The organism is Salinibacterium sp. SWN167 (assembly GCF_015864665.1).
Lineage (GTDB): Bacteria > Actinomycetota > Actinomycetes > Actinomycetales > Microbacteriaceae > Rhodoglobus.
Genome location: NZ_JADYWU010000001.1, coordinates 508,565 through 534,239 on the forward strand (window position 1 = coordinate 508,565; position 25,675 = coordinate 534,239).

The window sequence follows — 25,675 nt, forward strand, 5'->3', positions numbered from 1 at the left end:
TCCTGCGGATGCAGCGAGCGTCGTCGACGCTGTGCGGTCGGATAGATCGCAGACTCAGAACGCCATCAGTGTGAATCCCGCAACGACGCTCAGGAGGCCGATTCCGGTGAGGATTGAACCGATGAGGATCGCGCCGTTCGTGCGGCGAGGCCGCGCGAGACTCCAGCGAGAGGGATGGCACTGGTCGTAGTGCAGAGTGACGTGGGCACCGACATCCATGATGGGAACTTCTGACGGCTCGTGAAGGATGGAGTATTGCCTGCCGTCGCCATCGGACCATCGGAAGCCCTGAAAGCCTCCGGCTTCGAAAACCTCGGCAGTGGTCGCGATCCACTTGCACGCCCGCAGAGCGAGAATCCACCCGAAGATGAGCAGCGGGATGCCGGGGACGAGTCCCACCCAGGACATCGTTTCGAGCACCGCTCCCCACGCGCCTTCAGGTCCGGTCATCCTGCAATATTATCGGCTGCTCACTGCGGAGATCGCATGCTTCGAGAGGGGACCGGTTCAGGCCAAACCCATCGCTCACCACCTGACGTCCGCGACACACAGACCGTCTTCGATCTCGCGGTAAAACACAAAAATCGGGCTGACGTCGCTAGTCTCGCTCGATCCTTCGAGGTTGATGCTCCACGAGGCTTCGAGCGACGGTCGGTCGAGGGACGTGGCCGCATCGAACTTTTCGGGCTCACCAGCACGCAACCCGTTCCAGGCTTGCGCATCACCAAAGTCCGCTGCGAAATCTTCACACGCGAGCGCGTCTTGATCACCCGACGACGCAGCGCGGATGAGCTCCCGCGTGGTGTCGATGACACGAGCACCGTCGGCGCCCCAGATGGCGGTGTCGATCCAACGCCCCGAAAGGATCGCCACGGCGATGACCGCAATGATCACTCCAGCGACCGGCAGTAGCTTTCGCGTCTTCATTGGGCCACCATAAGCGTCACGCGTTGGAGCGCGACTCGTTGTTGAGCCCAGCCAAGCTGACGACGAAGCCCCCGATCATGATGACCCCGCCAATGCCCCCAACGATGAAGGGGAGCAGGAATGAGGGAGGCGCCGCGTTAAGTGGCCCCGCTTCATCAATCCAGGTGCCGTACTGGATGCCGTAGAAAAACAGCACCACCAGAATGGCCGCGCCCAACAGGCCGCTTGTCACGGCCCAGATTTGGTTTCGCATAGTTGGGTCCTCCGCGAGTGGATGAAAGTAGATGACGGTCGAGTGCTGCGTGCGCAGTTCGAGCAGTTAGCCCTGGCCGGGCCCGCCCCAGCGCCCACCGTCGGGAGGTTCTGGGCAGACGGTGTCTTCCGTGAAGACTCCGATTTCCGCGCGTACGGCCACTCCGTCAGTGGTGCGGTTCACGGTGTAGGCGATGCCTTCGAGGGAGTCTTGTTCCGGAACATTGCCGAGGGTCGCACTGTCTATTTCCGGCCCGCCGGATAGCGCTAGCGCCCCGGGGTCAATTAGCCCAGCGGTCGGATGCTCCTTGAGCCAGTTCGCGGTGTCGACCACGTCGGCCCCCGTGATTATCCAGTATCCCGTCCGCGTCTCCATGGGGGAGCACGGCCACGCATAGTACGAGTAGGCGAACGGCGGTGTGGTTTCTGGAGCGCTTTCGGAAGGAACAGCATCGGGCGGCAGGGTCGCGCCATCGAGCCACGAGTCGGCCTTCGCGACGGCGGCAGCATCCACCTTCGTGGCGGCGGGAGACGGGGAGGTGGATAGCGATGGTTCCGGAGCGGCAGCGCCGTCATCCGCCACAGCTGCGCACCCCGCCAGCAGCGCGATGCTGACTGACAAGGCGAAGACACTGAGTAGACGTGGCATTTGCTCACCTTACGTCGTGACGGTGACTCTGACTAGATGATCGCCGAATTAGACCGCGGCGAGATCGAGCGAGCGCTTGCGGCCCGGCAGCGCGAACCAGCGGCCGTCGTGTTGGCCGACGCGGATCGGATGCGCGAAGGCGGTCGTGACGTTCGCGGTAGTGAGCACCTGTTCGGCTGGCCCGGCCTGCGAGATCCGCCCGTTCGCGATCAACGCGGCATGGGATGTCGTGGAGGGCAGTTCTTCGAGGTGATGCGTCACCAGAATCGAGGCCAGGCGCGGAAAGCTGTGGGTGAGCGCATCGATGGTTTCGAGGAGTTGCTCGCGCGCCGCGACGTCGAGCCCGGTGCTGGGTTCGTCGAGCAGTAGCAGGTCAGGTTCGGCGATGAGGGCGCGCGCGATGAGTGCTCGGCCGCGCTCTCCTTGCGACAGGGTCGGCCACCGGTGGGCTTCCTTGCCGGCCAGCCCCATCTGTTCGATCAGTTCTGTCGCGCGGTTCGCCTGCTGCGCGGAAGGATCCCAGCGTGCGGGAATCTCGAGGGATCCGGTGAGGCCGGTGAGCACGACATCCCGAATCGTGAGAGGTGCGTGAAGCGGATGACGCGGGTTGACGTGCCCGATCGAGCGACGCAGCGCCTGCAGTTCGACCCGCCCGAGGCGTTGCCCGAGGATGTCCACGGTTCCGGAGGTGGGGTGCGCTGAGGCGCCGACGAAGCCGAGAATGGTGCTCTTGCCGGCGCCGTTGGGCCCGAGGAGTGCCCAGTGCTCGCCCGCGCGCACGGTGAGGTCGACCTCGCGGAGGATGGTGCGCTCGCCGCGGCGGAACGTGACGCCGCGCAGCTCGACGACGATGGGGTTGCCGCTCGCGGAGTCGTTGGGACTCACGGGGGTGCTTTCGTTCACGAGGGTGCTTTCGCTGATCAGGGTGCTGTTGTTCATGAGAGGGCTCGATGCGCGCCGGTGAGGTGCGCCCGGCTGCGCTCGGCCGCGGCGGCCGGGTTGCGTTTAGCGATCGCTTCGACCAGCGCGCTGTGGGCGGCTTGGTCTGCTTCGTAGTCGTGGATGGGCCGCAGCTTCAGCATCTCGATCATCGCTTCCCGCACTCGCGGCACGAAGCCGTCGAACAGTTCGAGCAGCACTTCATTGTGGGATGCCGCGACGACTTCCCGGTGAAGCGCCATGTCGACGCCCGCAAACTCTTCGGCCGTGTGGTGCGAGCCCGAGCGACGAGCGAGTGCTCGGCGCATCGCACGCAAGTCTGAGGGAGTGCGTCGATGTGCCGCGAGGGCGGCAGCTTCGGCCTCGATGGCAACCCGAGCTTCGAGGACGGATGCGACGGACACTCGGCGCAGCACGACATCCCAGTCCTCGGCGATGTCGGTCGACATCACGAAGACGCCCGAGCCTTGACGGCTTTCGAGCACGCCTTGACCGGCGAGTTCACGGATGGCCTCCCGCAGCGTTGAGCGCCCGACCCCAATCTCCAGGGCCAACGTCGTCTCGCCCGGCAGCTTGTGCCCCAGGGCCCATTCGCCAGCACGGATGCGCCCGAGTAGCACTTCGGCTGCCTGCGCTGCAAGCCGACCGTGTTGCACTGCTGATGCCATGCAGGTGCTCCGATCGCTGTGTTTGTCTGCCTCAAAACTCTACACCTCAGACAAGTTGGGTTCGCAGCGTTGGCTCGGACGGTGAGTGCGCCTGGCCGGAGAGTGCGGTGTGACAGGATGAATTGGCCGAAGGAGACCCGATGACCGAGTTTGTCTCTGCGACTGCAGATATCCGTGGCGACTACCGTTATTCGTTGACTCGCGTCTGGGATCCGACGCTTCCGACGATCACGTTCGTGCTGCTCAATCCGAGCACGGCAGATGCCGAGCACCTCGATCCGACGCTGCGACGCTGCGTTGGCTTTGCCAAACGCGACGGATATGGCGGGATGGTGATTCTCAACCTCTATGCGTTCCGCACCAAGGACCCGAAGGTGATGCTCGCGGCGGCTGATCCCGTTGGCCCCGAAAATGACAGCGTGCTCGGCAACCTGACGGGAACAGTCGTCGCGGGATGGGGCGCCAACGCGTCCCCGAAGCGTGTAGCTCAGGCGATGGCTGTTCTGCCGCAGTTGCACACACTCGGACTCACCAAGGATGGTCACCCGCGGCATCCGCTCTACGTGCGCAAAGATGCGCCGCTGGTCGAGTGGAGGTCGTCAGAGTGAAAACTTCGACCGTTTCGTGCCTGTTCTCCCGCCACTGCATACGCGGCGCGTCATAGATCGGAGAGTTCTGTGGGGATATCGCGCCGGGTATGAAGGATGCGGTGGATGCGCACTGCATCGGAGTCATCTGTGTAGAACGCGACGTAGGGGAACTTTTGCAACGCAAGCCCTCGAAGCTCCGGCATGCCTAGCTCGACGGCGAACCGCGGCGACCCGATCGACGGTTGCGACCCGAGTAGGTCGCGCGCCTTCTCCAGCGCATCAACAAACGCCAGTGCGGCGTCAGCGGCGCCCTCTGACAGGTAGTGCTCCACGGCAGAGTCGATATCCTCATCGGCGCGTCTGGTCGTGACGACGCGGCGGGACGTCACGGGGTGTCAACGCTGTGGTTGTTGATTCGCTCACGAAGTTGGTGGAAGTACGCATCATCGAGTTCGGATCCTGGCCCCGACGTCATCCCCTCCACGACGAGTGCACGCAGTTGCGTGCGAGCATGCTCATGCCGGATCAAGTTGCGCACGAACTCGCTACTCGTGCCGTACCCGTGCTCACTTACCTGTTCTTCGACGAACTGCTTCAAAGCGTCAGGGAGGGACACATTCATCGTTGCCATTCCTTCACTGTACGCGCGATGGCAAAGTTTGTCATCGATTCTTGGGGTCTTCGGTCGCGACGAGAGCTACGAATTCACCGCAAGTTGTCTTGAGTTATTCAAAACAACTGATACGGTCGTAGGCATGGAAACAGTAACGGATGCGGCGCTCGCCGATACTCTGCGAGAGGCCGGTCTCAAAGTGACCGAGCCCCGCGTCGCTGTGCTGACCGCCCTCACCGAGATCCCGCACTCCGATGCCGACACGATCTTCGGGGCTGTGCTGCCGAGCTTGCCCGGCACCTCCCTCCAAGCCGTGTACGGAGTGCTCGCGGCACTCACGACGGCGGGCTTACTGCGCAAGATCGAACCGGCAGGGTCATCCGCCCTCTATGAACGCCGCATTGGCGACAACCATCACCACATCGTGTGCACCGAATGCAGTGCTGTGCGCGACGTGGACTGTGTTGTTGGTCACGCGCCGTGCCTCACCCCATCTGACGCGGGCGGCTTCACTGTGCACACCGCCGAAGTGAACTTCTGGGGCGTTTGCCCCGATTGCCAGAACGCTCTCACCCAAAAGAGCGCAGACTGAACAACACAGACAGAGCTGTCTACGCTGTCGCCCCATCTTCAATTCGCCACTAATCACCCCCACATAAAGGAGACATCGTGACTGAACCCACGACAACCCAGGCCGGCGCACCCATTGCGAGCGACGAACATTCGCTCACCACGGGTCCCGATGGCGTAACCGCACTTCACGACCGCTTTTTGGTCGAGAAGCTCGCCGCGTTCAACCGCGAGCGTGTGCCGGAGCGCAACCCCCACGCCAAGGGTGGTGGAGCATTCGGAGAGTTCGTCGTCACCGAAGACGTGTCGCAGTTCACGAAGGCCGCCGTCTTCCAAAAGGGCACTAAGAGTGAAACCATTCTCCGCATCTCGTCGGTAGCCGGTGAACAGGGCTCGCCCGACACCTGGCGCGACGTTCGTGGATTCGCACTGCGTTTCTACAGCACCGAGGGCAACTACGACATCGTCGGAAACAACACCCCCATCTTCTTCTTGCGCGATGCCATGAAGTTCCCCGACTTCATCCACTCGCAGAAGCGCATGGGCGACTCAGGCCTGCGCAACGCCGACATGCAGTGGGACTTCTGGACCCTCTCGCCCGAAAGCGCCCACCAGGTCACGTACCTCATGGGCGACCGTGGTCTCAGCAAGTCGTGGCGCCACATCAACGGCTACGGATCGCACACCTACCAGTGGATCAACGCCGCCGGAGAGCGCTTCTGGGTGCAGTACCACTTCCACTCCCGCCAGGGCGTAGAACTGATGGAAGCCGCGGATGCTGAACGCATCGCCGGTGAAGACGCCGACTACTACCGTCGCGACCTCTTCGATTCCATCGCCAAGGGCGACTTCCCCACGTGGGACGTCTCGGTTCAGGTCATGCCCTACGAAGAAGCCAAGACCTACCGCTTCAACCCCTTCGACATGACCAAGACCTGGTCGCACGATGACTACCCGCTGATTCCGGTTGGCCACTTCACGCTCAACCGCAACCCGGAGAATTTCTTCGCGCAGATCGAGCAGTCAGCGTTCTCGCCGTCGAACATGGTTCCCGGCACCGACATCAGCCCCGACAAGATGCTGATGGCGCGTGTGTTCTCCTACCCGGATGCCCAGCGCAACCGCATCGGAGCCAACTACAACCAGCTCCCCGTGAACCAGCCTCACGCCTCCGAAGCGCGCAACTACCAGCACGAAGGCGCCATGAACTACAAGATCGGTGACGCTGCAGCACGCACGTACACGCCGAACTCGTTCGGTGGCCCCGCAGCTCAGCCCGAGCTCGCTGGCGAAGGCGGCTGGGCAAGCGACGGCGAACTCATGCGCAGCGCTCAGACCCTGCACTCCGAAGACGACGACTTCGGTCAGGCCGGAACGCTCTACCGCGAAGTCTTCTCGGCAGAGTCGAAGGCTCGCTTCATCGAAACCCTCACCGGACAGGGCCGTGGCATCACGATCCCCGAGATCCTCGAGCGTTTCTACTGGTACTGGGGCAGCGTGGATGCCGAACTCGGCGCCACCCTGCGCAAGACCGTTCCCGGCAACGGTGACACCGCCAACGAGGAAGCTGACCCCGTCGGAGTCGGCCCCGCCGAGTAACACTGAGCTGAAACGGCATCGCTAACGCGAAGTCGAACACCGGATGCCCGGTCCCCGAACGTTGGGGGCCGGGCATCCGTGCCTTAAGAAGCGAAGAGGCCTGCTCCGCAAGCGATCGTGCGTTAAGAGGCGAGGGCGAGAGCGCCATCGATGATCGCGACGGTTCCTCCGAGGTAGGCCACGGTGATGACCGCAATGCGAGCTGCTCGATGGCTGATGTGGCGAGTGAGCACTTCACCCAGCGCGAGCCCGACGAGCAGTGAGCCGATGATGAGGATCCAGCTGGCGACATCCAAATTGGGTACCACTCCGCCGGAGAAAATGGTTTTTGTGATGAGGGCAGACGAGCCCACAATCACAAAATACGGCTGCAGTGTGGCCGCGAAGTTCACTTGAGGCCAGCGCATCAGCACCGCGTAGATGCTGAGGGCCGGGCCGCCGACGCCCGCCGCCGTATTCATGAAACCTGATGCTGCCCCCGCCACAATTGCCGCCGGGCGGGCCGGAACGATATGTTCCGCGCGCGTAATGAGCAACGTCGCGGTGAGAGCCACGATCACGAGCACGCCAACGCTGAGCTGCAGCACGGAGCCGGGAAGGCGGGTAACGAGCAGTGAGCCCGGGATGATGGCCGCGACGGCCGGGATCGCCAGCCACGCCAGGGTGCGCCACTCGATGTGACGCCAGACGCGGGGGATGATGAGCAGCGATGAGACGACACCGCACAGGTTCACGACGAGCACGCCGTCGAAGGGGCCGAGCAAAATCACGATCAGCGGCGACGCTACGAGCGCGAACCCCATGCCCGTGATGCGTTGAGAGAGTGCTCCTATAACGACGGCGAGAGCGACAAGAGCGAGCACCGCCCCAGCCTAAGCGGATGCCGGGTTTACCAAAGACCGCAGCAGGCTCAGAGTGCGGGCTGCCCGTCGCGAGGCAGCGGGGATGGTGGCAGGGCTAGAGGTTTTTGGCGTAGCAGACGCTCAGTGGCTCGCCCGCATAGTCGCCGAAGTTTTCGATGCGGCTGTAGCCCTCGCGTTCGTAAAAGCGCATGGCGTCGGGCTGGGCTGTTCCGGTTTCGAGCGCCAACGTCGTTGCTGACTGTGCGCGGGCCCATTCTTCGAGTCCCTTGAGTACAGCAACTGCAATACCGGTACCGCGCTGAGCGGGCGTGACGTACATCCGCTTCACTTCAAAGATCTCTTCGCTCAGCTCACGGAGCCCGCCGCAACCAGCCGGAACGCCATCGACATAGGCGATCAAGAACACCACAACCGAGTCAGCGTTCGGCTTGACGCCGGGTTCGCTGTCTTCGGTTCCGTACCGCGCTGTGAGCTCGGCGCGCTGCGCAGAACGCAGCATGACCGAGTCGGCATGCTCAAAAGGAACGCTGCGGAGTTCGAGTTCGTAAGTGTCTTCCACGTCAGAATTCTAGTCTGCGTGTCACACGGAGCTCGCCAAGTGTCGACGACGCTGTTAGCGGTGATTAGTTGCGACTCGGGAAGATTCCTAGGTGGCAGAGTGTCCACGTCATGTTGTTAGGCGTGACCGCGCTCATGTCGGGAATGTTGAAGGTGGTGCGACCATCACCGCCGTAGGTGGTCCCTAGAAGCGAGAAGAGTGCAGTGTTGTTTGCAATTGACAGTTCACGCCCATCGGCCACGATGCCTTCACCGGCGTAGCTTGATGCTGTCAATGAGAGGGTGCCCAGATAGCATTCGTAGGTTCCGCCGTCACCCGCGCGATTAACGCTACTTCCGAAGCTGTTGGAGAGAGCGGAATTACCGGTCGCGCCAGTTGCGCCTGTTGCGCCGGCAGCTCCTGTTGCCCCGGTCGCGCCAGTTGCGCCGGCAGCTCCCGTTTCGCCTATTGGGCCCGCGTCGCCCTGAGGCCCCTGCGGGCCGGCCGGGCCGTCAGCGCCGTTGGTGCCCGTTGCGCCGGTGAGGCCTGTGGCGCCGGTGAGGCCGATGGGGCCGGTCGCTCCGGTGAGTCCTGTAGTGCCGTCAGTACCATCGGTACCATCAGTGCCGTCTGCACCCGCGGCGCCAGTGGCTCCCGTCGGTCCTCTGAGCGCGGTGCCTCCGTTCGCCCCGGTGAGTCCTGTTGCGCCATTGAGACCGTCGGCGCCATCAGCTCCGTCGCTACCATCAGTGCCGTTTTTCCCGTCTTCGCCGTCCGCGGCAGCGTCGGTCATGAAGACTGCTTCGACAAAACCGGCACCGCACAAGTCGCCGGCGTCAATGAGCTTGATAGCCGAGGCGGTGGTGTCGACGCAGGCCTTCTGCAGTGCATCCGCAGAACTGCCCTGGCTCGTGCAGCCGGCAAGCATGACGGCTGCGACGGCTGCTCCTGCAAACAGTCGAAGTGAACGGGACGGCGTACGGGAGGCTGAAGGCAAAGAGGAGATCCAGACATAGGAGAAGCGCAGTAATGCGTCACGGGTTGATACAAACATAACGAAGTTCTCTCAGTTAACCCAAGTGGTCTCGGCCCCAGTATGGGGGTGCAGCGGGCGTTCTACCTGCCTGCCATGGTGGGTGAACACAGCTACAGGGTGCAGAATTCGAAGCATGATGAATGCGAACGGCGGTGGGCAGCGCGGTGGCGAAGAACTGATCAGTGACGTAGCCGAACCCGTCGCATTAATAGCTTCCTCCCACGCCTTCGAGGAAGCGGTGGCCGCTGTTCGCGCCGGCACAATCGATGCGGATGAGGCCTCAGCCCAACTCATCAGACTGCTGACCGACAAAGAGCTGCTCGGTCTGCTCGACGGTGACTCTCCCCGGCGACTCCTCCCCTTCATTCCTGCCCTTCTCGGGCGCCGACCATTCGTGGCCGGTGCAGTGTCACGGCTCGGCATCCCCGGCATCCGCTTCAGCGATGGTGCTCGGGGCGTCGTGATCGGCGCGGCCACAGCGTTCCCCGTGACTATGGCGCGGGCAGCAACGTGGAACCCAGAACTTGAGCAGCGAGTCGGCGAAGCGATTGGTGCTGAGACCCGCGCGCGGGGCGCCAACTACTCGGCATCGGTGTGCGTGAACCTGCTGCGGCATCCGGCCTGGGGTCGCGCGCAGGAATGCTACGGCGAAGATCCGGTGCTCGTCGGTCAGATGGGCTCGGCGCTCACCCGCGGCGTTCGGGTGCACACGATGGCGTGCGTCAAGCATTTCGCGCTCAACTCCATGGAGAACGAACGCTTCGAAGTGGATGTCGCCGTCGATGACCACGCGCTGCACGAAGTGTATTTGCCCCATTTCAAAGCGACGGTGGATGCCGGAGCCGACTCGATTATGAGCGCCTACAACCGGGTTCGCGGCGAATATATGGACGTCAACCGCCCCCTGCTCACTGATGTGCTGCGCGACGAGTGGGGCTTCACCGGGTTCGTTACGAGCGACTGGGTGTTCGGCACCCACGATGCAGTCGCGAGCCTCAAAGCCGGCATGGATATCGAGATGCCGTTGCGGATGCTGCGGGCTCGTGCCCTTCCCGCGGCGCTTCGTAGCGGCGAGCTCGACCGCGCGACGGTGTTGGAATCTGCCCACCGCATCCTGCGCACCAGCATTCTGCATGCGGCCACGCGCGAGCAGCAGGAGCCGAGCGCCAGCGTCGTTGCCTCTCCCGCCCACCGGGCTCTCGCGCTTCAGGCTGCCGCCGAGTCGATCGTGCTACTCAAAAACGACGCTGTCGATGAGACCCCGCTGCTGCCGTTGCCGCGCACCACGCGCCGGCTCGCCGTCATCGGGCGGCTCGCTGACGAAGCGAACCTGGGCGACCACGGCTCCTCGCGCGTTCGTCCGCCGTCGACCGTTTCCCCGCTGCAAGGAGTACGCGAAGCGTTCCCTGCGGCCCACATCACGAGCGCCACCGGGCAAAACGAGAGCGCTGCCGCGACGCTCGCTGCGCAGGCAGAGTTCGCTATTGTCGTCGTCGGGCTCGACCAGCACGACGAGGGGGAGTCGGTGGTCACCGGGGGAGTCGATGTGGGCATCCTCGGGCGCGCGTTCACCTCGGGGTTGTCTCGCCGCATCTTCACCGGCCTGGCACACCTCGCGGCACGCTTCGTTCGCGGCGGCGATCGCAGTTCCCTCGAACTTCGTCCTTCGGACGCGAGCCTCATTCGCGCGGTCTCCGCCGCGAACCCGCGCACCGTTGTGGTGCTGATTGGCGGCAGTGCAATCGTGACCGACGAGTGGCGGGATCGTATTCCTGCGCTGGTTCTCGCCTGGTACGGCGGCATGGAGGGCGGGCATGCGCTCGCGAGCATGCTTACGGGAGACACCGAACCCGGAGGCCGGTTGCCGTTCGTCATCCCGCGCGACGCGGCGCAGTTGCCTCCCTTCGACAGCGCAGCGAAGGCCGTGGTCTATGACAACTCTTGGGGTCAACGCCACCTCGATGCCACCGGCAGCACTCCCGCCTTCCCCTTCGGATTCGGCCTGGGCTACACGACGATCACGCACGAACTACTCGACCACACGTTCGCCGATGCCGGCGGTACCGCTCGTGTGCTCGTCACCAACACGGGCGACCGCGACGGCTCCACCGTCGTACAGCTTTACGCTGCTGACGTGGCGGCCGAGCATCCGGTCGCCCAACTAGTGGGCTTTCAGAAAGTGATGGTGCAGCGCGGGGCAAGCACGACCGTACAGATCGCGCTCGATGCGGGGCCAACGTTGCAGCGAGATCCGAATTCTCGACAGTGGAGCGCGCGGTCAGGTGAGTGGGCGCTGATCGCCGCTCAGCACAGTCCTTCGAACTGGACTGGCGCCGTGCCGTTGCGCCCTATCGCCGGCTAGCGCCGGTAGCCGCGTGCGGGAGCGGGTCAACGCGAACACGCAGGGAGTCGTCGTGGCGCAGAACGGCCCGGATCAAGCGGCGGCCCTCCCAGCGAAGCGACGCAAGTGTCTGATCGGGGCGGAGCACTAACTCGCCCTCGGTCGACGCGTAGCGCTTCTGCAGGTCTTTCAGCTCGTCTGCTTTCAGTAGTGCCACCGTGCTGTTGTCCGTGGGGTCGGTCAGTCGAACCAGAGCGGAATCTCCGCGCAGATCGCTCGCCACCAGTCGTTTTTCGCTGGCGGCAAGAATAGCTTTTTGAGCGTCTCGGGTCACGACGATCGGGCGGCGCGGGCCATCGAGCAGGCCGGTAAGAACGTCCGCTGCGGCATCTGGCCGGCCAGTTTTCTTCGCGGCTGTTTGCATCCGTTCGAGGCGGCCAGGCTCGCGCAAAATCTGGTCGATCTTCCAGCCGAGCGTAATAACGTCGTTGCAGCGAACAGCAGCACCCTGTTCCATCAGGTAGTCACCGTTACGCACTTCTTGCCCCGGGATGGGGTTCACCAGCACCATGGGCAAGCCCGCCGCCATACATTCGGAGGCCGAGAGGCCACCCGGTTTACCCACAAAGAGGTCGGCGCTTCTCAGCAGTGCGGGCATCTCGGTTGCGAATCCCAGAATGTGGAAGCGATCGTCAGTGCCAACGAGTTTCTCAATGTCGTCACGAGTCTCCTCGTTGTGTCCACACACGACGGTGGCTGTGAAGGCTGAGCGCATATGCAGTGTCTGCCGCACCGCAGCGACGGCGTAGTCCCCGCCCGCTGCGCCTGCAGAAATCAAAATGTGGGGAACGTCATGGGCGACGCGGTCGGTTTCGGCATCCGGATACGAACTGATCGGGATGCCGGTGGCGGCTACACGATCGGCGGGCAGGCCGAGCGCCATCAGTTCCACCCTGCCTTCTTCGCGCGCCACGTTAAACGAGTGGAACGCGCTGGTCAGCCAGAGGCCTTGAGGATCGTAGTCGGTGGTGACAACCGCTGTTTTGGCATCGATGACTCCGCGCATGAGGAGCGTGGCCATGAGCTGGGCGGGAAGAAAGTGGGTGCTGACGATCGCGGTGGGTTGGAAGCGTTTGATCTCCCGAATCACGGGAAGAGAGTTGGCCTGCGTCCAAGGGTCGATCGGTCCCCTGCGCCAAAAAGGGGCGTCGCTCACGTCGTACGCCCACTCAAGCACCCACGGCAAACCTTTGGCGAGCACGAAGTAGCCCTTGCCCAACACGTCGCGGTACAGAGTGCTGCTCACCTGAAGCACGTCGAGCACTTTTACTTCGACGACATCCTTGCGCGCATCACACGCTTGGCGCACTGCCGCGGCGGCGCTGTTATGCCCCGAGCCGACACCAGCAGACAAGATCAGTACCCGCTCTCCTCCAGCAGTGGGGGAATGAGCGGGGAGGGTCTCTGGCATGGGGGAAATGATAGTCGAGCCCGGTGCGGCTGCGCCCGGAGTTTGTGCAGTTCCGTTCCCGGCAAACTTCTTAGAGCCAGCGATGCTCTGAGGTCGCTACGCGTGCAGCCTCGGCGAAGCGGGCGAACCGTTCGCGCTCCACCGCGTCGTACGTTTCGGCGGCCACGGATGCTTCGAGCCGGTCGATCTGCGCCGCCACCGCTTCGGACTGCTCGGTGCGTTGCGCGCGGTAGCCCACCTCTTGCAGCAGTTGGTACAAACGCTCCACCACCCCGGGGTCGCTCGCGCCATAGCGCCGTGGTTGCGTCAGGGCGATGTCGAGCAGGTTGATGAAGTTGTGCGGCTTGATGATCACGCGCACGAGGTTGTCATCATCGGTGAGACCGCGAGACTGAATCTCAAGGTCGGCGATCGAGCACAGCGTCGCCGAAATGTGGCCGAGGGTATGCACGGCCGTCGTCGGGTCGTTGACTCCGGGGGAGAGGGCGCGTGCCGTGATATCGACGAGCTGGCGGATGCCAAAACCGATATCTTGGCTGGCCGTGCGCTCGTAGGCGAGGCTGACGGCACCGACCAACGCGCTGTTGATGGTGTCGCGGTCGTCGTCATCCAGGTGGCGCATCGGGTCACGCGGCCACCAGCGCAGCACGGGGGTGCCGCTGACCATGTGATGACCAACGGTGTGTTCTTCCCGCGCCACGATGTCGTATTTGATGGCGATTGTGAGTAGCCGAGAGCGGTCGCTAGAGCGAATAAACCCGGACCGCTTCGCGAGACTTAGCTCGATACGTTCAGCGGGCGGCCAGTCGGGCAGTTCCGTTTCGCCGGTTGCCATGGTGGATGCCACGAGCTCGATGGTCTTACTGGTTTCGAGGTAGACCTGCCGCATCGTCGTCTCGATGCGCAGTTGCCGCGCGAGGTGCGCCAGGAACAGCGTGAGCATGACAACGCTCGCCAGGGTCAGGAGCGACGCCAACGTCACCGCAAGGCGCGGCACGATCGGGTCGATGCTGTCGTCGCCATCCTGAACCGTGCGCAACACCGTGAGTGCGTAGGCGAAGGTGCCGACGAACACCGAGAGAGTCCAGTGCACCGTCTGGTCTTTGAGGAAGGTGCGCAGCACGCGCGGGGAAGCCTGGCTGCTGGCTAGTTGGAGCGCGACGACGGTGAGCGAGAAAGTAAGGGAGGTCGCCGTGATCAGCGAACCCGAGATGGCGGAGAGCACGGCGCGCGCGCTTTCGGGGCCACCAGCAAACAGGATGCGTTCGAGGCCCACCGGTAACGACGAGTCAACGGCGCGGTCGATCAGGGGCAACACAATGCCCAAGATCACGGCGAGAAGAATGGAAATCGTGGGCAATGGCCACAGCTCAGCGGCGATCCCTTCGCGCACGGTGGCAATCCAGCGGCGCAGGGAATTGCGGCGTGCACTCTGTGTTGCTAGTTCGCTCATCACATCCCTCTCCTGTCGCCCTAGTTAATCACGTCAGGCTTCGTGTGGCGCGTGCCCCTAGGGTGGAACAACGCGAATGAAAGGAAATCACTCGATTGTTTGAATGGGTATCGTGGCTGGGGCTCGCTGTGGCCGTAGTGGTTGCGCTTGTCGCCGTCGTCATTGGCATCGGAGTGATCTCTCTCATCGTGAGAGGAATCTCACGTCTGCGGCCCGGGGTCTATAAGACTCTCGCTCAATCGCGTCAGCGTTTGAGAGTACTTATGGCGTTGCTCGCCGTGTGGGCAGCAATCTCGATCACGCTCCCGGTCGAAGATCTGAGTGACATCGTCAACCAAGTTTTCTTGATCGCGGTAATCGCGGCCAGCGGCTGGTTGCTCATCGCCATCATCAACGTTCTGCTCAACCGGACCATCGCCCGGTACCCCACCGACGTTCCCGACAACCGAGCTGCGCGTCGCGTGCGCACTCAAGTGCAACTGATCCGTCGCGTGCTCGCGGCCGTGATCGTCATCGTCACTATTGGTGCCATTCTTCTCACTCTTCCGGGGGCAGAAACCCTCGGCGCAAGTGTTCTCGCTTCAGCCGGCCTCGTCAGCGTCGTCGCCGGTATTGCTGCGCAGTCCGCTCTTGGCAACGTGTTCGCGGGAATGCAGCTTGCCTTCAGCGACGCCATCCGCGTGGACGACGTCGTGATCGCCGACGGTGAGTGGGGCCGCATCGAAGAAATCACCCTCACCTACATTGTTGTCAGCATCTGGGATCAGCGCCGCCTCGTGCTGCCTTCCACCTACTTCACGACGACGCCGTTCCAAAACTGGACCCGCAACGCCACCGAACTTCTCGGCGAGGTCAACTTCGACCTCGACTGGCGCGTCAACATCGACCAGATGCGCGAGCGCCTCAGCAAAGTTGTCGAGCGAACCGAGCTGTGGGACGGCCGCACGGCCAACATCCAAGTCGTGGATGCCAAGGGTGGTTTCGTTCGAGTGCGCGTGCTGATTAGCGCCGCCGACTCCGGCGCGCTCTGGGATCTGCGCACGCACGTTCGCGAAGAAATGGTCACGTGGTTGCAGGCCAAGAATCCGGCTGCGCTTCCTCGCACGCGAGTGCTCATGGTCGAGAATGAGGCAGCGGTGCGCACCAAGTCATCGCCAGCCTCGCAAAACCGCGGCCTCTTCAGCGGTAGCGCCGAAGCGGATGCTCGCCGTCAAGAATTCACGGGAGCGATTCCGGTTCAAGACAACGTGCCCGAGAACCTGGTTGGCCCAGAAGAGACTGATGCCGATGAGGCTCAGTCGTCCACCGCCAAGCGCGTCATCAACGACTAGGAGTCATTCAGGATGCCCGGCCTCGACAACGTTGTCAGCTCCCCGCCACTCAGTTCACGCAGTTGGGGGCTGGTGCCCGCAGCGCTATTGAGCGGATCGGCGGTGCTCCTGTTCTCACTGCGACTGCCACTGCTCGGCTATGTCGTGGTGGCATTGGCTCTCGCCGCCGCCTGGCTCACCGACCGCAACAAGCACACCGAGGGTCTCGCGAAAGACCTGCTCCTCATCGCGGTCGGCATGATCATCGTCTCCACGGTGTCGGTCGAAGCCGACATCAGCTGGGGCAACTTCTTCTTGCTCGGGTTTGTGCTGGCTGCAGCGGTTGCTGTGCCCTACGCGCTGTCTCGCTTCGTGTTCAAGGATCGCCTCATCCGGTTTCCGTGGCGGGGCGGCTGGCCGTGGAACCGCGTTCAGTGGGGCTACCTGTTTCTCGTGGTCTTTCTCGGTTGGCTCATTTTGCCGTTCTACTTCATCACGAGCGGTGTGTATCTCAACTGGCCGATCGTCACGACGCCCGATGAGATCGGTCGGCTTTTCGTCGGTGTGAATGCTGTTGGCACGTGGGATGAGCTGTTCTTCATCCTCACCGTGTTCGTGCTCTTCCGCCGGCACTTTCCGGTGTGGCAGGCGAACCTGCTGCAGATGGTGATCTTTGTGGCGTTCCTGTGGGAACTTGGCTACCAGTCGTGGGGCCCACTGCTGACAATCCCGTTCGCCCTGTTGCAGGGCTGGATCTACTCGACCACGAAGTCGCTCGTCTACGTGCTGAGCGTGCACCTACTGTTTGACGCGGTCGTGTTCCTCGTCATCGTGCATGCCAGAAACCCCGGAGTGATCGGGTTCTTCCTGCTGTAGGAGGCGGTGCGGCGTGCTGTCGATCGGCGAGGCCGTCGATCCGGCGAGGTTACTCTTTGCCGCCGGGAGGGCCTGCGATGAGCAGAACGACGTAGAGCAGAATGACGGCGCCCGCGATGAGGGCCACCAAAATGTACGGGCGGTTCAAGAACCACCGCATCGTGCGGTCGATCCAGCCAGCATCACGCGGATGACCGGATGCTTCCTTGCGCCAGTCACCCTTCAGGCGGCCTGAGCGTGCAAGCCACAGCTCCACCGGAATCGTGGCGTACGGAATGACCGCGCTACCGATAGTGAGAACGGCGGTGCCGACGCTCCACCGCTGGTTCACCGTCAACAACACGGCAGTGGCACCGTAGGCGAGGAAGACAAAACCATGGATGGCCCCACCGATCGACACCGCGACATCCAGCCCCGCCGTAGCGCGCAAGATGAGACCGGTGATGAGCAGAGTCCACGTGACTGCCTCAGCGAACGCGAGAACGCGGAACAGTGACTTGGGGGTCGCAAACATGAGGCTGAACTTTCAGTATTAGGCGTTGGCCATCAACGAGCTGATCGCGCTCGTGAAGAACGTGAGGCCGTCGGTGCCGGAACGCATTGCCGCGCGAGTGTCTGGACCAAAGCCAGGCTCGGTCGCGTGCTCGGGATGAGGCATAAGACCCACAACGTTGCCGCGAGCATTCGAGATGCCTGCAATGTCGTTCGCCGACCCGTTGGGGTTGACCTCGAGGTAGCGGAACACGACCTGGCCTTCGCCCTCAAGGCGATCAAGCGTTTCTTGGTCGGCAATGTAGCCGCCCTCACCGTTCTTCAACGGGATGATGATCTCTTCGTCTTCTTTGAAGCCGTTGCTCCAGGCGGTGTCGACATTCTCGACGCGCAGCTTCTGGTCGCGGCAGACGAAGTCGCCGTGATCGTTGCGCACGAGGCCGCCGGGAAGCAGGTGTGATTCCACCAAGATCTGGAAACCGTTGCAAATGCCCAGCACAGGCATTCCGGCGTTCGCGGCCGTGATGACCTCGCTCATGATGGGCGAGTGCGCTGCGATAGCACCGGCACGCAGGTAGTCGCCGTAGCTGAAACCGCCGGGCAGAACGATGGCATCCACGTTCTTGAGGTCGTGGTCGCCGTGCCACAGGGCTACCGGCTCACCGCCACCCAGTTTGACCGCACGCTGAGCGTCACGGTCGTCGAGCGAACCCGGAAAGGTGATGACTCCGACGCGCACTATGCGCCCTGAGCGTCGTCGGCGGGGCGAGCCTCGCCAACGTAAATGACGTCTTCGATGACGGTGTTGGCGAGGAGATCGTTGGCGATCTCGCGGGCCTCAGCCAGTAGCTCGTCAGTGATAGGGCCCTCAACGGTGAGCTCAAAACGCTTACCGATGCGCACCGCGCTGAACTCGCTCTTGTCGAGACGGACGAGGGCGCCGGCTACGGCCTTACCCTGAGGATCGAGGATTTCAGCCTTGGGCATTACCTCGACGACGATTATTGGCACCGAATCACTCCATGATTTCGCGCGGGCGGATTGCACCAAGTCTAGCGGAGGGTGGCGGTACGGCAGACTGTCCTCATGGACATCGACCGCGCAGTGCAATCCCGCATCGTTCGCACGCTCGTTGCGGGCCAAGTGCTCGCCGGGTTGGGCCTCGGAGCGACCGTGGCGGTGGGTGCGATTCTGGCCGCCGATCTTGGCGGCGAGGCGCTCTCGGGTGCGGCGGCGACATCCAGCACGCTCGGAGCTGCGCTCGTCTCTATTCCTCTGGCGCGGTTGGCCGCTCGCTGGGGTCGTCGCCCCGCGTTGGCGCTCGGGGCTGGCGTTGCCGCCGCAGGCTCGCTCATCACTGTCATTGCTGTCGGTGCCGGGTTCTTCCCACTCCTGATTCTGGGGTTTGCGATGCTGGGCGTCGGTACGGCGGTTGGCCTTCAGGCGCGCTTTGCCGCGACGGATGTTGCGGCTCCCCAGCACCGAGGCCGTGACCTCTCACTCGTGGTCTGGTCGACAACGATTGGCGCTGTGGCCGGCCCGAACCTCGTTGGTCCTGGTGAAGCGATAGCGCAGTGGCTGTCGCTGCCAACCAATACAGGCTCATTCGTTTTCGCGATTGCGGCGCAACTCGGCGCTGTCGCGCTCTACCTCGTGGCACTGCGCCCCGATCCTCTCGTTCTGGCTGGCAATAAGCCTGTCGAGCCGGCAGCGGCCGCGGATGCCGGAATCGTCCGCGGTCGTGGCCCACTCGTCTTCGCAATTGCTGCCATCGCCATTAGTCACGCAGTCATGGTGTCGATCATGGCGATGACGCCAGTGCACTTGCTCCATCACGGAGCGAGCCTCACCGTCATCGGCTTCACCATTAGCTTGCACATTGCCGGAATGTATTCGCTGTCACCCGTCTTCGGTTGGGCGAGTGACCGTTTCGGTCGCATCCCAACAATTCTTATCGGGCAGGCGCTCTTTGCGGCATCCGTGTTGGTCGTTGCGCTCGGTCAACTGAGCAACACCGCCGTTACTGTCGGACTGGTGTTGTTGGGTCTCGGCTGGAGCGCCTCAACGGTTGCTGGTTCGGCACTCGTTGCTGACCTCTCGACGGGAGCGATGCGGCTGCGTATTCAGGGTCGAAGCGACACCATCATGAGTCTTGCTGGGGCAGTGGGCGGCGGGTTCGCCGGGCCCATCCTGATCGTGGTCGGCTACGCCGGACTCGCGTGGGGCGCTGGCGTGCTCGTGCTCATTGTTACGGCGGCAGCGCTTGTGGTGTGGCGAGCCAAGCCCGTCACACCACCCGTGCCGCGTGATACTACTTCTGAAGTACAGCCTGCAGGTCAAACGTCAGAGTGATGTTCTCGCCAAGAAGAACACCACCGGTTTCGAGAGCAGCGTTGTAGTTGATGCCGAACTCGGTGCGGTTGATGACGGTGGTGGCGCTTGCCGCGGCAACAGTCTGGCCGTAGGGGTTGGTGGCGATGCCGCCAAATTCGCCCTTCAGCGTGACGGGCTTGGTGACGCCACGAAGTGTGAGGTCGCCCTCAATGGTGAGGTCGTCGCCATCGATGTCCATCGAAGTCGATGTGAACGTGGCGGTGGGGAACTCCTCCACGTTGAAGAAGTCGTTGGTGCGCAGGTGACCGTCGCGGTCGGGCTGGTTGGTGTTGATCGTCGCCATGTCGATGGTGGCGGAGATCGAGTTCTCGGCAGGCACTTCTGAGGTGACGATGGTGCCGGAGAAACCGTCGAAGGTTCCGCGAACCTTGCTGATCATGAGGTGCTTGACCGTGAACGCAACGGTGGAGTGCGTGGGGTCGAGCTGCCAGGTTCCGACAGCGAAGTTGGTGTGGGTGTCAAGAGAAGTAGTCATGTCTACGGGCAACTGTGACCGGTGTCTTCTTATTCCACGATTCGGTCAGAACTTCTCGGTAGGCTCGCACTATGGACACCACAGGACTCAACGAATTTCTTGAGCACAATGACTTCTCCGGCACTGTGTTGATCAAGCGCGGAAACGCCACCATTTTCGAGGCCACCACGGGCAAGGCCACTCAACGTTGGGATGTGCTGAACACGGCAGAGACCCGCTTCGATTCGAGTTCCATCACCAAACTCTTCACGAGCGTCGCTGTCCTTCAGCAGGTCGGCAAGAATGACCTCGACCTTGAGACATCCATTCACCATTATGTTGACCTCGCCGACACCGAGATCGACCCCGCCGTCACGCTGCTGCACGTGCTCACCCACACCAGTGGTATTGCGGATGACGTGGATGAAGAAGAGGGCGAAAGCTACGCCGATCTGTGGGCGGAGTTCCCCACCTACACAATTCTTGAGCCCGCCGACCAGCTCCCCACCTTCGTGAATAAGGAGTCGCTGGCGGAGCCCGGCGTCGAGTGTGTCTACACAAACGCGGGCTACGTGCTCGCCGGTCTGGCGCTCGAGAAGGTCACCAAGACCGACTACCGCCAATTCATTTTTGATGAGGTCTTCACGCCCGCGGGCATGGTCGACTCTGGCTTCTATGACCGTCGGGATGCCGCCCCGCGCGTTGCCGAGGGCTGGGACTACATCGACGGCCGTTGGGTTTCCAATATCTACAGCGCCCCGCCCATTGGTCTGCCCGATGGCGGAGCTCACGTCACCGCCGCCGACCTCATTCGCTTCATTCAGGCAGTGCGCAACGGTGAGCTTCTCGACACCGAATTTACGGAAGAGTTTCTCACCCCGCAGGTGCAGTACGACGAAGAGACCTGGTACGGCTTCGGGCTTGAGTTCGACATGAACGAAGACGGCACCGTGCGCAGCTACTTCGCCGACGGTGTGAGCCCCGGTGCCTCCGGAATCGTTCGCCACTACCTCGAGAACGGTCTCGACGTTGTGGTGCTCTCGAACTCTGAAGAGGGCGCCTGGCCGGTTATCCGCGAAATCGACGAACGCCTCGGTGGGTAACACTCTTACGGGGCGAAGAGTCGCGTCTTCTTGCGGCCACCAGAAGACGCTAGGGCGCGGGCTGAGCTGGGCCCAGCGAAACGGGCGTCGCCGTCTCTGATGCGGTGCCTTTGAGCTCCACGAAAATCACGTGGGTGGGGCTGTCGCCGATGTTCTCTCCGGAGTGGCGTTGGGCGGGCAACCACATTGCCAGGCCCGTTGCCAACTCAACATCGCGATGGTTCTCGCCAGCGTGTAGGCGGCGGCGAAAATCGCTGAGAGTGATCATGACACTGTCGGGATGCTCGTGCGGTGTCGTGGTGTCGCCGGCCGCATCGATGTACTCAAGCACTCGTACGCGGTCATTCTCGAACACCACTGAGTAGTGTTCCGGATTCGTTGCTACAGGATCGGCGTCCATGGGAGACAGTGTGCGCCTCGAATGTCGCCTTGGCAAGCACTATTTTTCGCGCCGGCCGTTGCCCTGGTTCGCGGTGGTGCGCACGTGAATCGTGTTCGCCCACGGGTCATCGAAACTGAGGGTCTGACCATCGTGGCGTAACTGGATGCCGTGGTGCGTCATCCGTTCGCCAAGCGCTCCGAGGTCGTCGGCGCTCGGCACCGCAATGTCGACTTGGGCGAGACCGAGTGCGGGCAGCCGCGGACCAGCGCCGCTCGAATTCCAGGTGTTCATGGCCATGTGGTGGTGGTAGCCGCCGGCGCTGACAAACACGGCGCTTCCGGGGATCTCGGTGGTCGCTTCGAAGCCGAGTCGATTGACGTAAAACTCGCGCGCGGTGGCGATGTCACCGACTTGCAGGTGCACGTGGCCAATGCGGGCGCCACCGATGACAGGCTGCTCGACGGCGGCTTCGGTGAGGTTCTCTTGCAAGAAGCCGTTGGGGTCGAGAAACAGTGTCGCCATTTCGACGGCGCCGTGGGTCCAGCTCCACTGGGTGCGGTCGCGATCCCAGTACAACTCGACGCCGTTGCCTTCCGGGTCAGTGAAGTAGAAGGCCTTGCTCACGAGGTGGTCGGCGCTGCCAGTGAAGGTCTTCGGATAGCGAGTGGCTACCGAATAAACGGATGCCGCCAGGGCTTCTTCGGTGTCGAACAGGATGGCCGTGTGGAACAGCCCGGCATCGCGGGGGCTCGCGTGCGTGAGGGCGGGCGAGTGCTTGAGGATGACCACGGGCGTGGTACCGCGACCGAGAACGACCGTATCGGAAGACTCGCTCAGCACGGTGAGGGCTACGGCATCCCGGTAGTACGCGGTGAGCGCATCGAGGTTCGCGACGCTGAGCGTCACTGCGCCCATAGCGGTGTCGGGTGCGAGCAGTTCGGTCATGATGCCTACAACCTTGCCGCCAACAGCGTTATTCCGGAAGAGCTTTCTGGCAGGAGGGGGTGCGGGCGAGCCTAAGCGGCCGCGCTCACGCCTTTGAGCTCCGCGAGTTCGCGCAGGCCAGCAGCTAAGCGCGAGACGCCCTCCTGGAAGATTTCATCGCGGCCGTTCGAGCCGTACATGACGCGAATGTAGCCTTCGCCAACCTCGCCGAACCAGTTGCCGGGCGAGACGCCGAGCTGCTGGGTGCTCACGAGGTGTTTAACGACCTCAAGAGAGGTGCCGAGCTCGGAGATGTTGACCCAGTGGTAGAAACCACCGGCAGGTAACGCCGCGCCAACACCCGGAATGCCCTGGAGTGCATCATGGATGGCGTGGCGGCGCTGGTCATAAATGGTGAACCATTCATCGGTGTAGGCGGGGTTCTCGTAGGCGGCGGCAACACCGTATTGAGCGAAGGTGTTGGTGGGGCCGACGTAGTTGAACGTCGCGATCTTGAGCAGCGGCATGATCTCGGCCGGGGCAACGAGGTAACCGACACGGAACCCGGTGAGCCCGAGGTCTTTCGAGGTGCCAAAGACGGTGAGGGTGCGTTCGCGCATTCCGGGCAGAGTCGCGAAGTTCACGTACTCTGCTCCGTCGTACACCTGGCGTTCGAAGTCCTGGTCGATGATCACGCCGAGGTCGAACTCTTCAGCCAACGCTGCGAGTTCCATCAGGTTCTCGCGGGTGTAGACGGTGCCGGTCGGGTTGTTGGGGTTGGTGATCACGATGGCGCGCGTGCGTTCCGTGATGCGCGAGCGGAACTCATCCATCCGCAGGGCGAAGCCATCTTCTTCGTACGTCGGAACTTGCACACACACCGCACCCATCTGGTGGATGTCGTTGATGTTCTCTGCGAAGCCGGGGCTTGTGACAAGAACCTCATCGCCCTGACCGGGACGGATGCAGATGCGAATCGAGAGGAAGAGGGTGAAGGCCGAGCTGGGGCCAACCATCAACTCCGTTTCGGGGTCGATCTCCATCCCGTTGAAGTCCCACAGCTTATTGACGAGCGCGGTCTTCAGGCGAGGCTCGGCGTACCCGTTGTCGAGCGAGTAGTGCGTTTTGCCGTCATCGAGGGCTTGCTTGGTGGCATCGATGACGTGATCCGGCAGGCACTTGTCTGGGGCAAAAGGATCCGCGCCCATCATCATGATCCGAGTCTCGGGATCGAGCCCTGCATAGAGGGAAAAATCGGGAGCGGCGAGGTCTCGCCACGAATCATCAATGCGCACGGAGCTTCTTTCTGTTGGAGCGGTTATTCGTCGATGTCGAGGATGTGACTGAGCGGCGACGTGTCTTCGATGCGGCCAAGGCTGATCATCGCTTCCACGCGCTGCAACCCGGGCACGGCTCCGAGTTTTTCGAGAAGTAGAGACTGCAGTTCGGCATGATCCTTCAAGCGGAACCGCGCCATCATGTCGTAAGTTCCGCTCAAAATCAGCACCTCGGTAAGCGAGGGGATCGCCCGAAGCGCTTCGATGACACTGGGCATGCGGGCATCTGAGGTGATCTTGATCGGGATGACGACCAGCATGGGGCGGCCCATGGCCGACCAGTCCATCTCGATGCTGCGGCGGCGGATGACGCCCGTGCGTTCGAGGCGCGCGACGCGCTCTCCGACACTGGGCGCCGACATGCCGACCAGGGCACCGAGGCTGCGAAGTGAAATGCTGGAGTCTTCGTGCAAGTGGCGGATGAGCTGGAGATCGACGGTGTCGAGGTCAACCGGCGGCGTCGTGGGCTGCAGCAAGTCCATGATCGTCGGCGACGAGGCGATTGCGTCTTTCGTCGACTGTGCTGCGGCCTGGGCGGCGGCGTCAGTCATTGTTCGCGAACCCGTTGGCCTCAAGATTGTTGAGCAGGTCGAGCGTGAACTGGATGTGGGTGAGGTAGTCCTCGAGGTAGCCGTGTTCGTTGTAGCCGTGCATGTTTCCCTCCGGTCGCAACGTTCCGGTGGGCGAAATCAGGGGAGCCCCAAGATGTTCAAGGAAGAATGCTCCCGGTCCGGAACCCGTCATCACATCGTAGACGACAGGTTCTGCCTCAAAGGCTTTAGCGGCAGCCTCCAGAACAGAGACGGCAAACGGAGTATCTACCGGCGAGAACGCGGGCTGCATCGTGCGGATGAGCTCGACCTGGATGTCAGGCGCGGTGTCGCGGAGGAACGCCTTCACCGTCTCGAAGCAGGCGTGCGGGTCCATGCCGGGAACGAGCCCGAAGCGAACCTTCGCGGTGCCCTTCGCCGGAACACTGTGGCTCACGCTTGGGTCAATGTCGAAGCCCGAGAGGCTCATCGACGGGGTGAAGATGAAGCGCTCCTTCAGCTCTGCCGCGGGCAGATCCTTCAGAGGATTGACGCCCGGCAGGCTGATGGCGTCGCCGGGAAGCGAGAGCTCTTGCGTGCGAGCCTTGGCCGCGGCATCCGGGCGCAACGCAGAATCCGTGAAACCGGGAACGGCGATGAGGCCGTCCTCCGTCGTGAGAGACGTGATCGCCCGCATCAACTCAAGCGGTGCGGACCGCAGAATCTGCGAATACGAGGGGTGCTGATTGGAAGCCAGGATGTTCAGGCTCAGGCTGATCTCCATGCCGCCACGGCATCCGAAGCCGACTGCGGGGCGACCGTCGTCTTCACGAAGGTAGCTCTCCCACAGCACGGCGTCGGCGCTGAGGCGTTCGGAATTCTCGGCCAACACCGTTTCGAGGCCGGGGCTACCGATCTCTTCACAGGGGTCGGCGAGGTAGATCATGCTGTACGGCAAGCCGTCCGGGTGATCCTCGATGAACAGTTCGAGCGCGCGCAGGCGGCTCGTGACATCGGCCTTGTCGTCACAGGCACCGCGGGCCCACATGGCGCCGTCGCGGATTTCTGATTCGAAGGGGCCGGAGATCCACTGGTCGAGGTCGCCGACAGGCTGCACGTCGTAGTGGTTGTAGAGCATGAGCGTTTTGTCGCTCGCTCCGGGGAAGTAGGCGACGACGACCGGCCCGTATTCAGGAATCTCGATGCGCTCGACGCGCTCGCTGAGCCGGCGAAGCTTCTGCTCCAACCAATCAGCGGCAGCTTCGATCGCAACGCGATCGCTTGCCACGGAGGGGAAGCGACAGAATTCCTGCCATTCGCGGATGCTCTGCTCACGCTCGGCATCAATACGGGGGTCGCGCATG

General features: G+C 62.8%; 30 protein-coding genes. 8 read left to right on the forward strand and 22 right to left on the reverse strand.

The genetic code is table 11. The annotated features are described in order from the left end of the window. Positions 1–54: 54 nt before the first annotated feature. The 6 genes from I6E60_RS02320 to I6E60_RS02345 form a co-directional block, all read right to left on the reverse strand. Complete coding sequence (locus I6E60_RS02320; protein WP_231601101.1) at positions 55–450, reverse strand: hypothetical protein; 396 nt, start codon at positions 448–450, stop codon at positions 55–57. Positions 451–525: 75 nt separating this feature from the next. Then, positions 526–927 (reverse strand): hypothetical protein, encoded by a 402-nt coding sequence (locus I6E60_RS02325; RefSeq protein ID WP_197178678.1) that lies wholly within the window; start codon positions 925–927, stop codon positions 526–528. 16 nt (positions 928–943) lie between these two features. After that, the gene (locus I6E60_RS02330; RefSeq protein WP_197178680.1) at positions 944–1,180 is read right to left on the reverse strand and encodes a hypothetical protein; all 237 of its coding nucleotides are present in this window, start codon (positions 1,178–1,180) and stop codon (positions 944–946) included. A gap of 66 nt (positions 1,181–1,246) precedes the next feature. Further along, positions 1,247–1,828: a hypothetical protein gene (locus I6E60_RS02335; protein WP_197178682.1), complete on the reverse strand. Its 582-nt coding sequence runs from the start codon at positions 1,826–1,828 to the stop codon at positions 1,247–1,249. A 48-nt stretch (positions 1,829–1,876) separates the two neighbouring features. Then, positions 1,877–2,767 (reverse strand): ABC transporter ATP-binding protein, encoded by an 891-nt coding sequence (locus I6E60_RS02340; protein WP_231601102.1) that lies wholly within the window; start codon positions 2,765–2,767, stop codon positions 1,877–1,879. Continuing rightward, positions 2,764–3,435 carry a FadR/GntR family transcriptional regulator gene (locus I6E60_RS02345; protein ID WP_197178684.1) on the reverse strand — a complete coding sequence of 224 codons (672 nt, stop codon included), beginning with the start codon at positions 3,433–3,435 and terminating at the stop codon, positions 2,764–2,766. The genes I6E60_RS02340 and I6E60_RS02345 overlap by 4 nt, the downstream gene beginning before the upstream one ends. A 140-nt stretch (positions 3,436–3,575) precedes the next feature. Between I6E60_RS02345 and I6E60_RS02350 the strand changes: the two genes are divergently transcribed. Then, positions 3,576–4,043, forward strand: coding sequence for a DUF1643 domain-containing protein (locus I6E60_RS02350; protein WP_197122662.1), 468 nt, complete (start codon positions 3,576–3,578; stop codon positions 4,041–4,043). Between the two features lie 50 nt (positions 4,044–4,093). Here the strand turns inward: I6E60_RS02350 and I6E60_RS02355 are convergent, their stop codons facing one another. Together I6E60_RS02355 and I6E60_RS02360 are read right to left on the reverse strand one after the other, a co-directional pair. After that, complete coding sequence (locus tag I6E60_RS02355; protein ID WP_197178686.1) at positions 4,094–4,414, reverse strand: type II toxin-antitoxin system RelE/ParE family toxin; 321 nt, start codon at positions 4,412–4,414, stop codon at positions 4,094–4,096. Further along, complete coding sequence (locus I6E60_RS02360; RefSeq protein ID WP_197180001.1) at positions 4,411–4,647, reverse strand: type II toxin-antitoxin system ParD family antitoxin; 237 nt, start codon at positions 4,645–4,647, stop codon at positions 4,411–4,413. The genes I6E60_RS02355 and I6E60_RS02360 overlap by 4 nt, the downstream gene beginning before the upstream one ends. 133 nt (positions 4,648–4,780) lie before the next feature. Here I6E60_RS02360 and I6E60_RS02365 point away from each other — a divergent pair, with 133 nt between their 5' ends. Together I6E60_RS02365 and I6E60_RS02370 are read left to right on the forward strand one after the other, a co-directional pair. Beyond that, positions 4,781–5,230, forward strand: a complete 450-nt coding sequence (locus I6E60_RS02365) for a Fur family transcriptional regulator (protein ID WP_197178688.1) — start codon at positions 4,781–4,783, stop codon at positions 5,228–5,230. A 77-nt stretch (positions 5,231–5,307) separates the two neighbouring features. Then, positions 5,308–6,807 carry a catalase gene (locus I6E60_RS02370; RefSeq protein WP_197178690.1) on the forward strand — a complete coding sequence of 500 codons (1,500 nt, stop codon included), beginning with the start codon at positions 5,308–5,310 and terminating at the stop codon, positions 6,805–6,807. A 122-nt stretch (positions 6,808–6,929) separates the two neighbouring features. Here I6E60_RS02370 and I6E60_RS02375 read toward each other — a convergent pair whose 3' ends face one another. The 3 genes from I6E60_RS02375 to I6E60_RS14595 all read right to left on the reverse strand — a co-directional run bounded on the left by I6E60_RS02375 (position 6,930) and on the right by I6E60_RS14595 (position 9,262). Then, positions 6,930–7,670 carry a sulfite exporter TauE/SafE family protein gene (locus tag I6E60_RS02375; RefSeq protein ID WP_197178692.1) on the reverse strand — a complete coding sequence of 247 codons (741 nt, stop codon included), beginning with the start codon at positions 7,668–7,670 and terminating at the stop codon, positions 6,930–6,932. Between the two features lie 94 nt (positions 7,671–7,764). Beyond that, positions 7,765–8,229 carry a GNAT family N-acetyltransferase gene (locus I6E60_RS02380; protein WP_197178694.1) on the reverse strand — a complete coding sequence of 155 codons (465 nt, stop codon included), beginning with the start codon at positions 8,227–8,229 and terminating at the stop codon, positions 7,765–7,767. Between the two features lie 64 nt (positions 8,230–8,293). Continuing rightward, positions 8,294–9,262, reverse strand: coding sequence for a phage tail protein (locus I6E60_RS14595; RefSeq protein ID WP_197178697.1), 969 nt, complete (start codon positions 9,260–9,262; stop codon positions 8,294–8,296). Positions 9,263–9,377: 115 nt separating this feature from the next. On the opposite strand from I6E60_RS14595, the gene I6E60_RS02390 reads away from it, so the two are divergent. Further along, positions 9,378–11,606, forward strand: a complete 2,229-nt coding sequence (locus tag I6E60_RS02390; protein WP_197178700.1) for a beta-glucosidase — start codon at positions 9,378–9,380, stop codon at positions 11,604–11,606. Here the strand turns inward: I6E60_RS02390 and I6E60_RS02395 are convergent. Continuing rightward, positions 11,593–13,056 (reverse strand): glycosyltransferase, encoded by a 1,464-nt coding sequence (locus I6E60_RS02395; protein WP_197178702.1) that lies wholly within the window; start codon positions 13,054–13,056, stop codon positions 11,593–11,595. The genes I6E60_RS02390 and I6E60_RS02395 overlap by 14 nt on opposite strands. A 70-nt stretch (positions 13,057–13,126) precedes the next feature. Beyond that, entirely contained in the window at positions 13,127–14,509 is a 1,383-nt protein-coding gene (locus I6E60_RS02400; protein WP_197178704.1) for a DUF2254 domain-containing protein, read from the reverse strand. 95 nt (positions 14,510–14,604) lie between these two features. Between I6E60_RS02400 and I6E60_RS02405 the strand changes: the two genes are divergently transcribed. Together I6E60_RS02405 and I6E60_RS02410 are read left to right on the forward strand one after the other, a co-directional pair. Then, on the forward strand, positions 14,605–15,840 hold the full coding sequence (locus I6E60_RS02405; RefSeq protein ID WP_197178706.1) for a mechanosensitive ion channel family protein: 1,236 nt from the start codon (positions 14,605–14,607) through the stop codon (positions 15,838–15,840). Between the two features lie 12 nt (positions 15,841–15,852). Then, the gene (locus I6E60_RS02410) at positions 15,853–16,695 is read left to right on the forward strand and encodes a type II CAAX prenyl endopeptidase Rce1 family protein (RefSeq protein WP_197178708.1); all 843 of its coding nucleotides are present in this window, start codon (positions 15,853–15,855) and stop codon (positions 16,693–16,695) included. Between the two features lie 49 nt (positions 16,696–16,744). On the opposite strand, the gene I6E60_RS02415 is transcribed toward I6E60_RS02410, so the two are convergent. The 3 genes from I6E60_RS02415 to purS are packed head-to-tail and all read right to left on the reverse strand — an operon-like array spanning position 16,745 to position 18,198. Further along, the gene (locus I6E60_RS02415) at positions 16,745–17,209 is read right to left on the reverse strand and encodes a DUF3817 domain-containing protein (RefSeq protein ID WP_197178711.1); all 465 of its coding nucleotides are present in this window, start codon (positions 17,207–17,209) and stop codon (positions 16,745–16,747) included. 18 nt (positions 17,210–17,227) lie between these two features. Further along, a complete protein-coding gene (purQ, locus tag I6E60_RS02420) occupies positions 17,228–17,926 on the reverse strand; it encodes a phosphoribosylformylglycinamidine synthase subunit PurQ (RefSeq protein WP_197122684.1) in 699 nt (232 codons plus the stop codon). After that, on the reverse strand, positions 17,926–18,198 hold the full coding sequence (gene purS, locus I6E60_RS02425) for a phosphoribosylformylglycinamidine synthase subunit PurS (RefSeq protein WP_010204162.1): 273 nt from the start codon (positions 18,196–18,198) through the stop codon (positions 17,926–17,928). Before purS ends, purQ begins: the two co-directional genes overlap by 1 nt. A gap of 75 nt (positions 18,199–18,273) precedes the next feature. On the opposite strand from purS, the gene I6E60_RS02430 reads away from it, so the two are divergent. Further along, positions 18,274–19,539 (forward strand): MFS transporter, encoded by a 1,266-nt coding sequence (locus I6E60_RS02430; protein ID WP_231601103.1) that lies wholly within the window; start codon positions 18,274–18,276, stop codon positions 19,537–19,539. On the opposite strand, the gene I6E60_RS02435 is transcribed toward I6E60_RS02430, so the two are convergent. Then, entirely contained in the window at positions 19,499–20,056 is a 558-nt protein-coding gene (locus tag I6E60_RS02435; protein WP_197122685.1) for a YceI family protein, read from the reverse strand. The two genes, I6E60_RS02430 and I6E60_RS02435, sit on opposite strands and share 41 nt — an antisense overlap. Before the next feature lie 71 nt (positions 20,057–20,127). Between I6E60_RS02435 and I6E60_RS02440 the strand changes: the two genes are divergently transcribed. Beyond that, entirely contained in the window at positions 20,128–21,138 is a 1,011-nt protein-coding gene (locus I6E60_RS02440; RefSeq protein ID WP_197178713.1) for a serine hydrolase, read from the forward strand. 49 nt (positions 21,139–21,187) lie between these two features. Here I6E60_RS02440 and I6E60_RS02445 read toward each other — a convergent pair whose 3' ends face one another. The 5 genes from I6E60_RS02445 to I6E60_RS02465 all read right to left on the reverse strand — a co-directional run bounded on the left by I6E60_RS02445 (position 21,188) and on the right by I6E60_RS02465 (position 25,674). Then, positions 21,188–21,538: a cytoplasmic protein gene (locus I6E60_RS02445; protein ID WP_197122687.1), complete on the reverse strand. Its 351-nt coding sequence runs from the start codon at positions 21,536–21,538 to the stop codon at positions 21,188–21,190. A gap of 39 nt (positions 21,539–21,577) precedes the next feature. Beyond that, positions 21,578–22,465 carry a VOC family protein gene (locus I6E60_RS02450; protein ID WP_197178714.1) on the reverse strand — a complete coding sequence of 296 codons (888 nt, stop codon included), beginning with the start codon at positions 22,463–22,465 and terminating at the stop codon, positions 21,578–21,580. Between the two features lie 71 nt (positions 22,466–22,536). Next, on the reverse strand, positions 22,537–23,739 hold the full coding sequence (locus I6E60_RS02455; protein ID WP_197122691.1) for a pyridoxal phosphate-dependent aminotransferase: 1,203 nt from the start codon (positions 23,737–23,739) through the stop codon (positions 22,537–22,539). 23 nt (positions 23,740–23,762) lie between these two features. Then, a complete protein-coding gene (locus tag I6E60_RS02460) occupies positions 23,763–24,332 on the reverse strand; it encodes an Lrp/AsnC family transcriptional regulator (protein WP_197178715.1) in 570 nt (189 codons plus the stop codon). Further along, on the reverse strand, positions 24,325–25,674 hold the full coding sequence (locus I6E60_RS02465; protein WP_197178716.1) for a M20/M25/M40 family metallo-hydrolase: 1,350 nt from the start codon (positions 25,672–25,674) through the stop codon (positions 24,325–24,327). Before I6E60_RS02465 ends, I6E60_RS02460 begins: the two co-directional genes overlap by 8 nt. Between the last annotated feature and the right edge of the window lies 1 nt (position 25,675).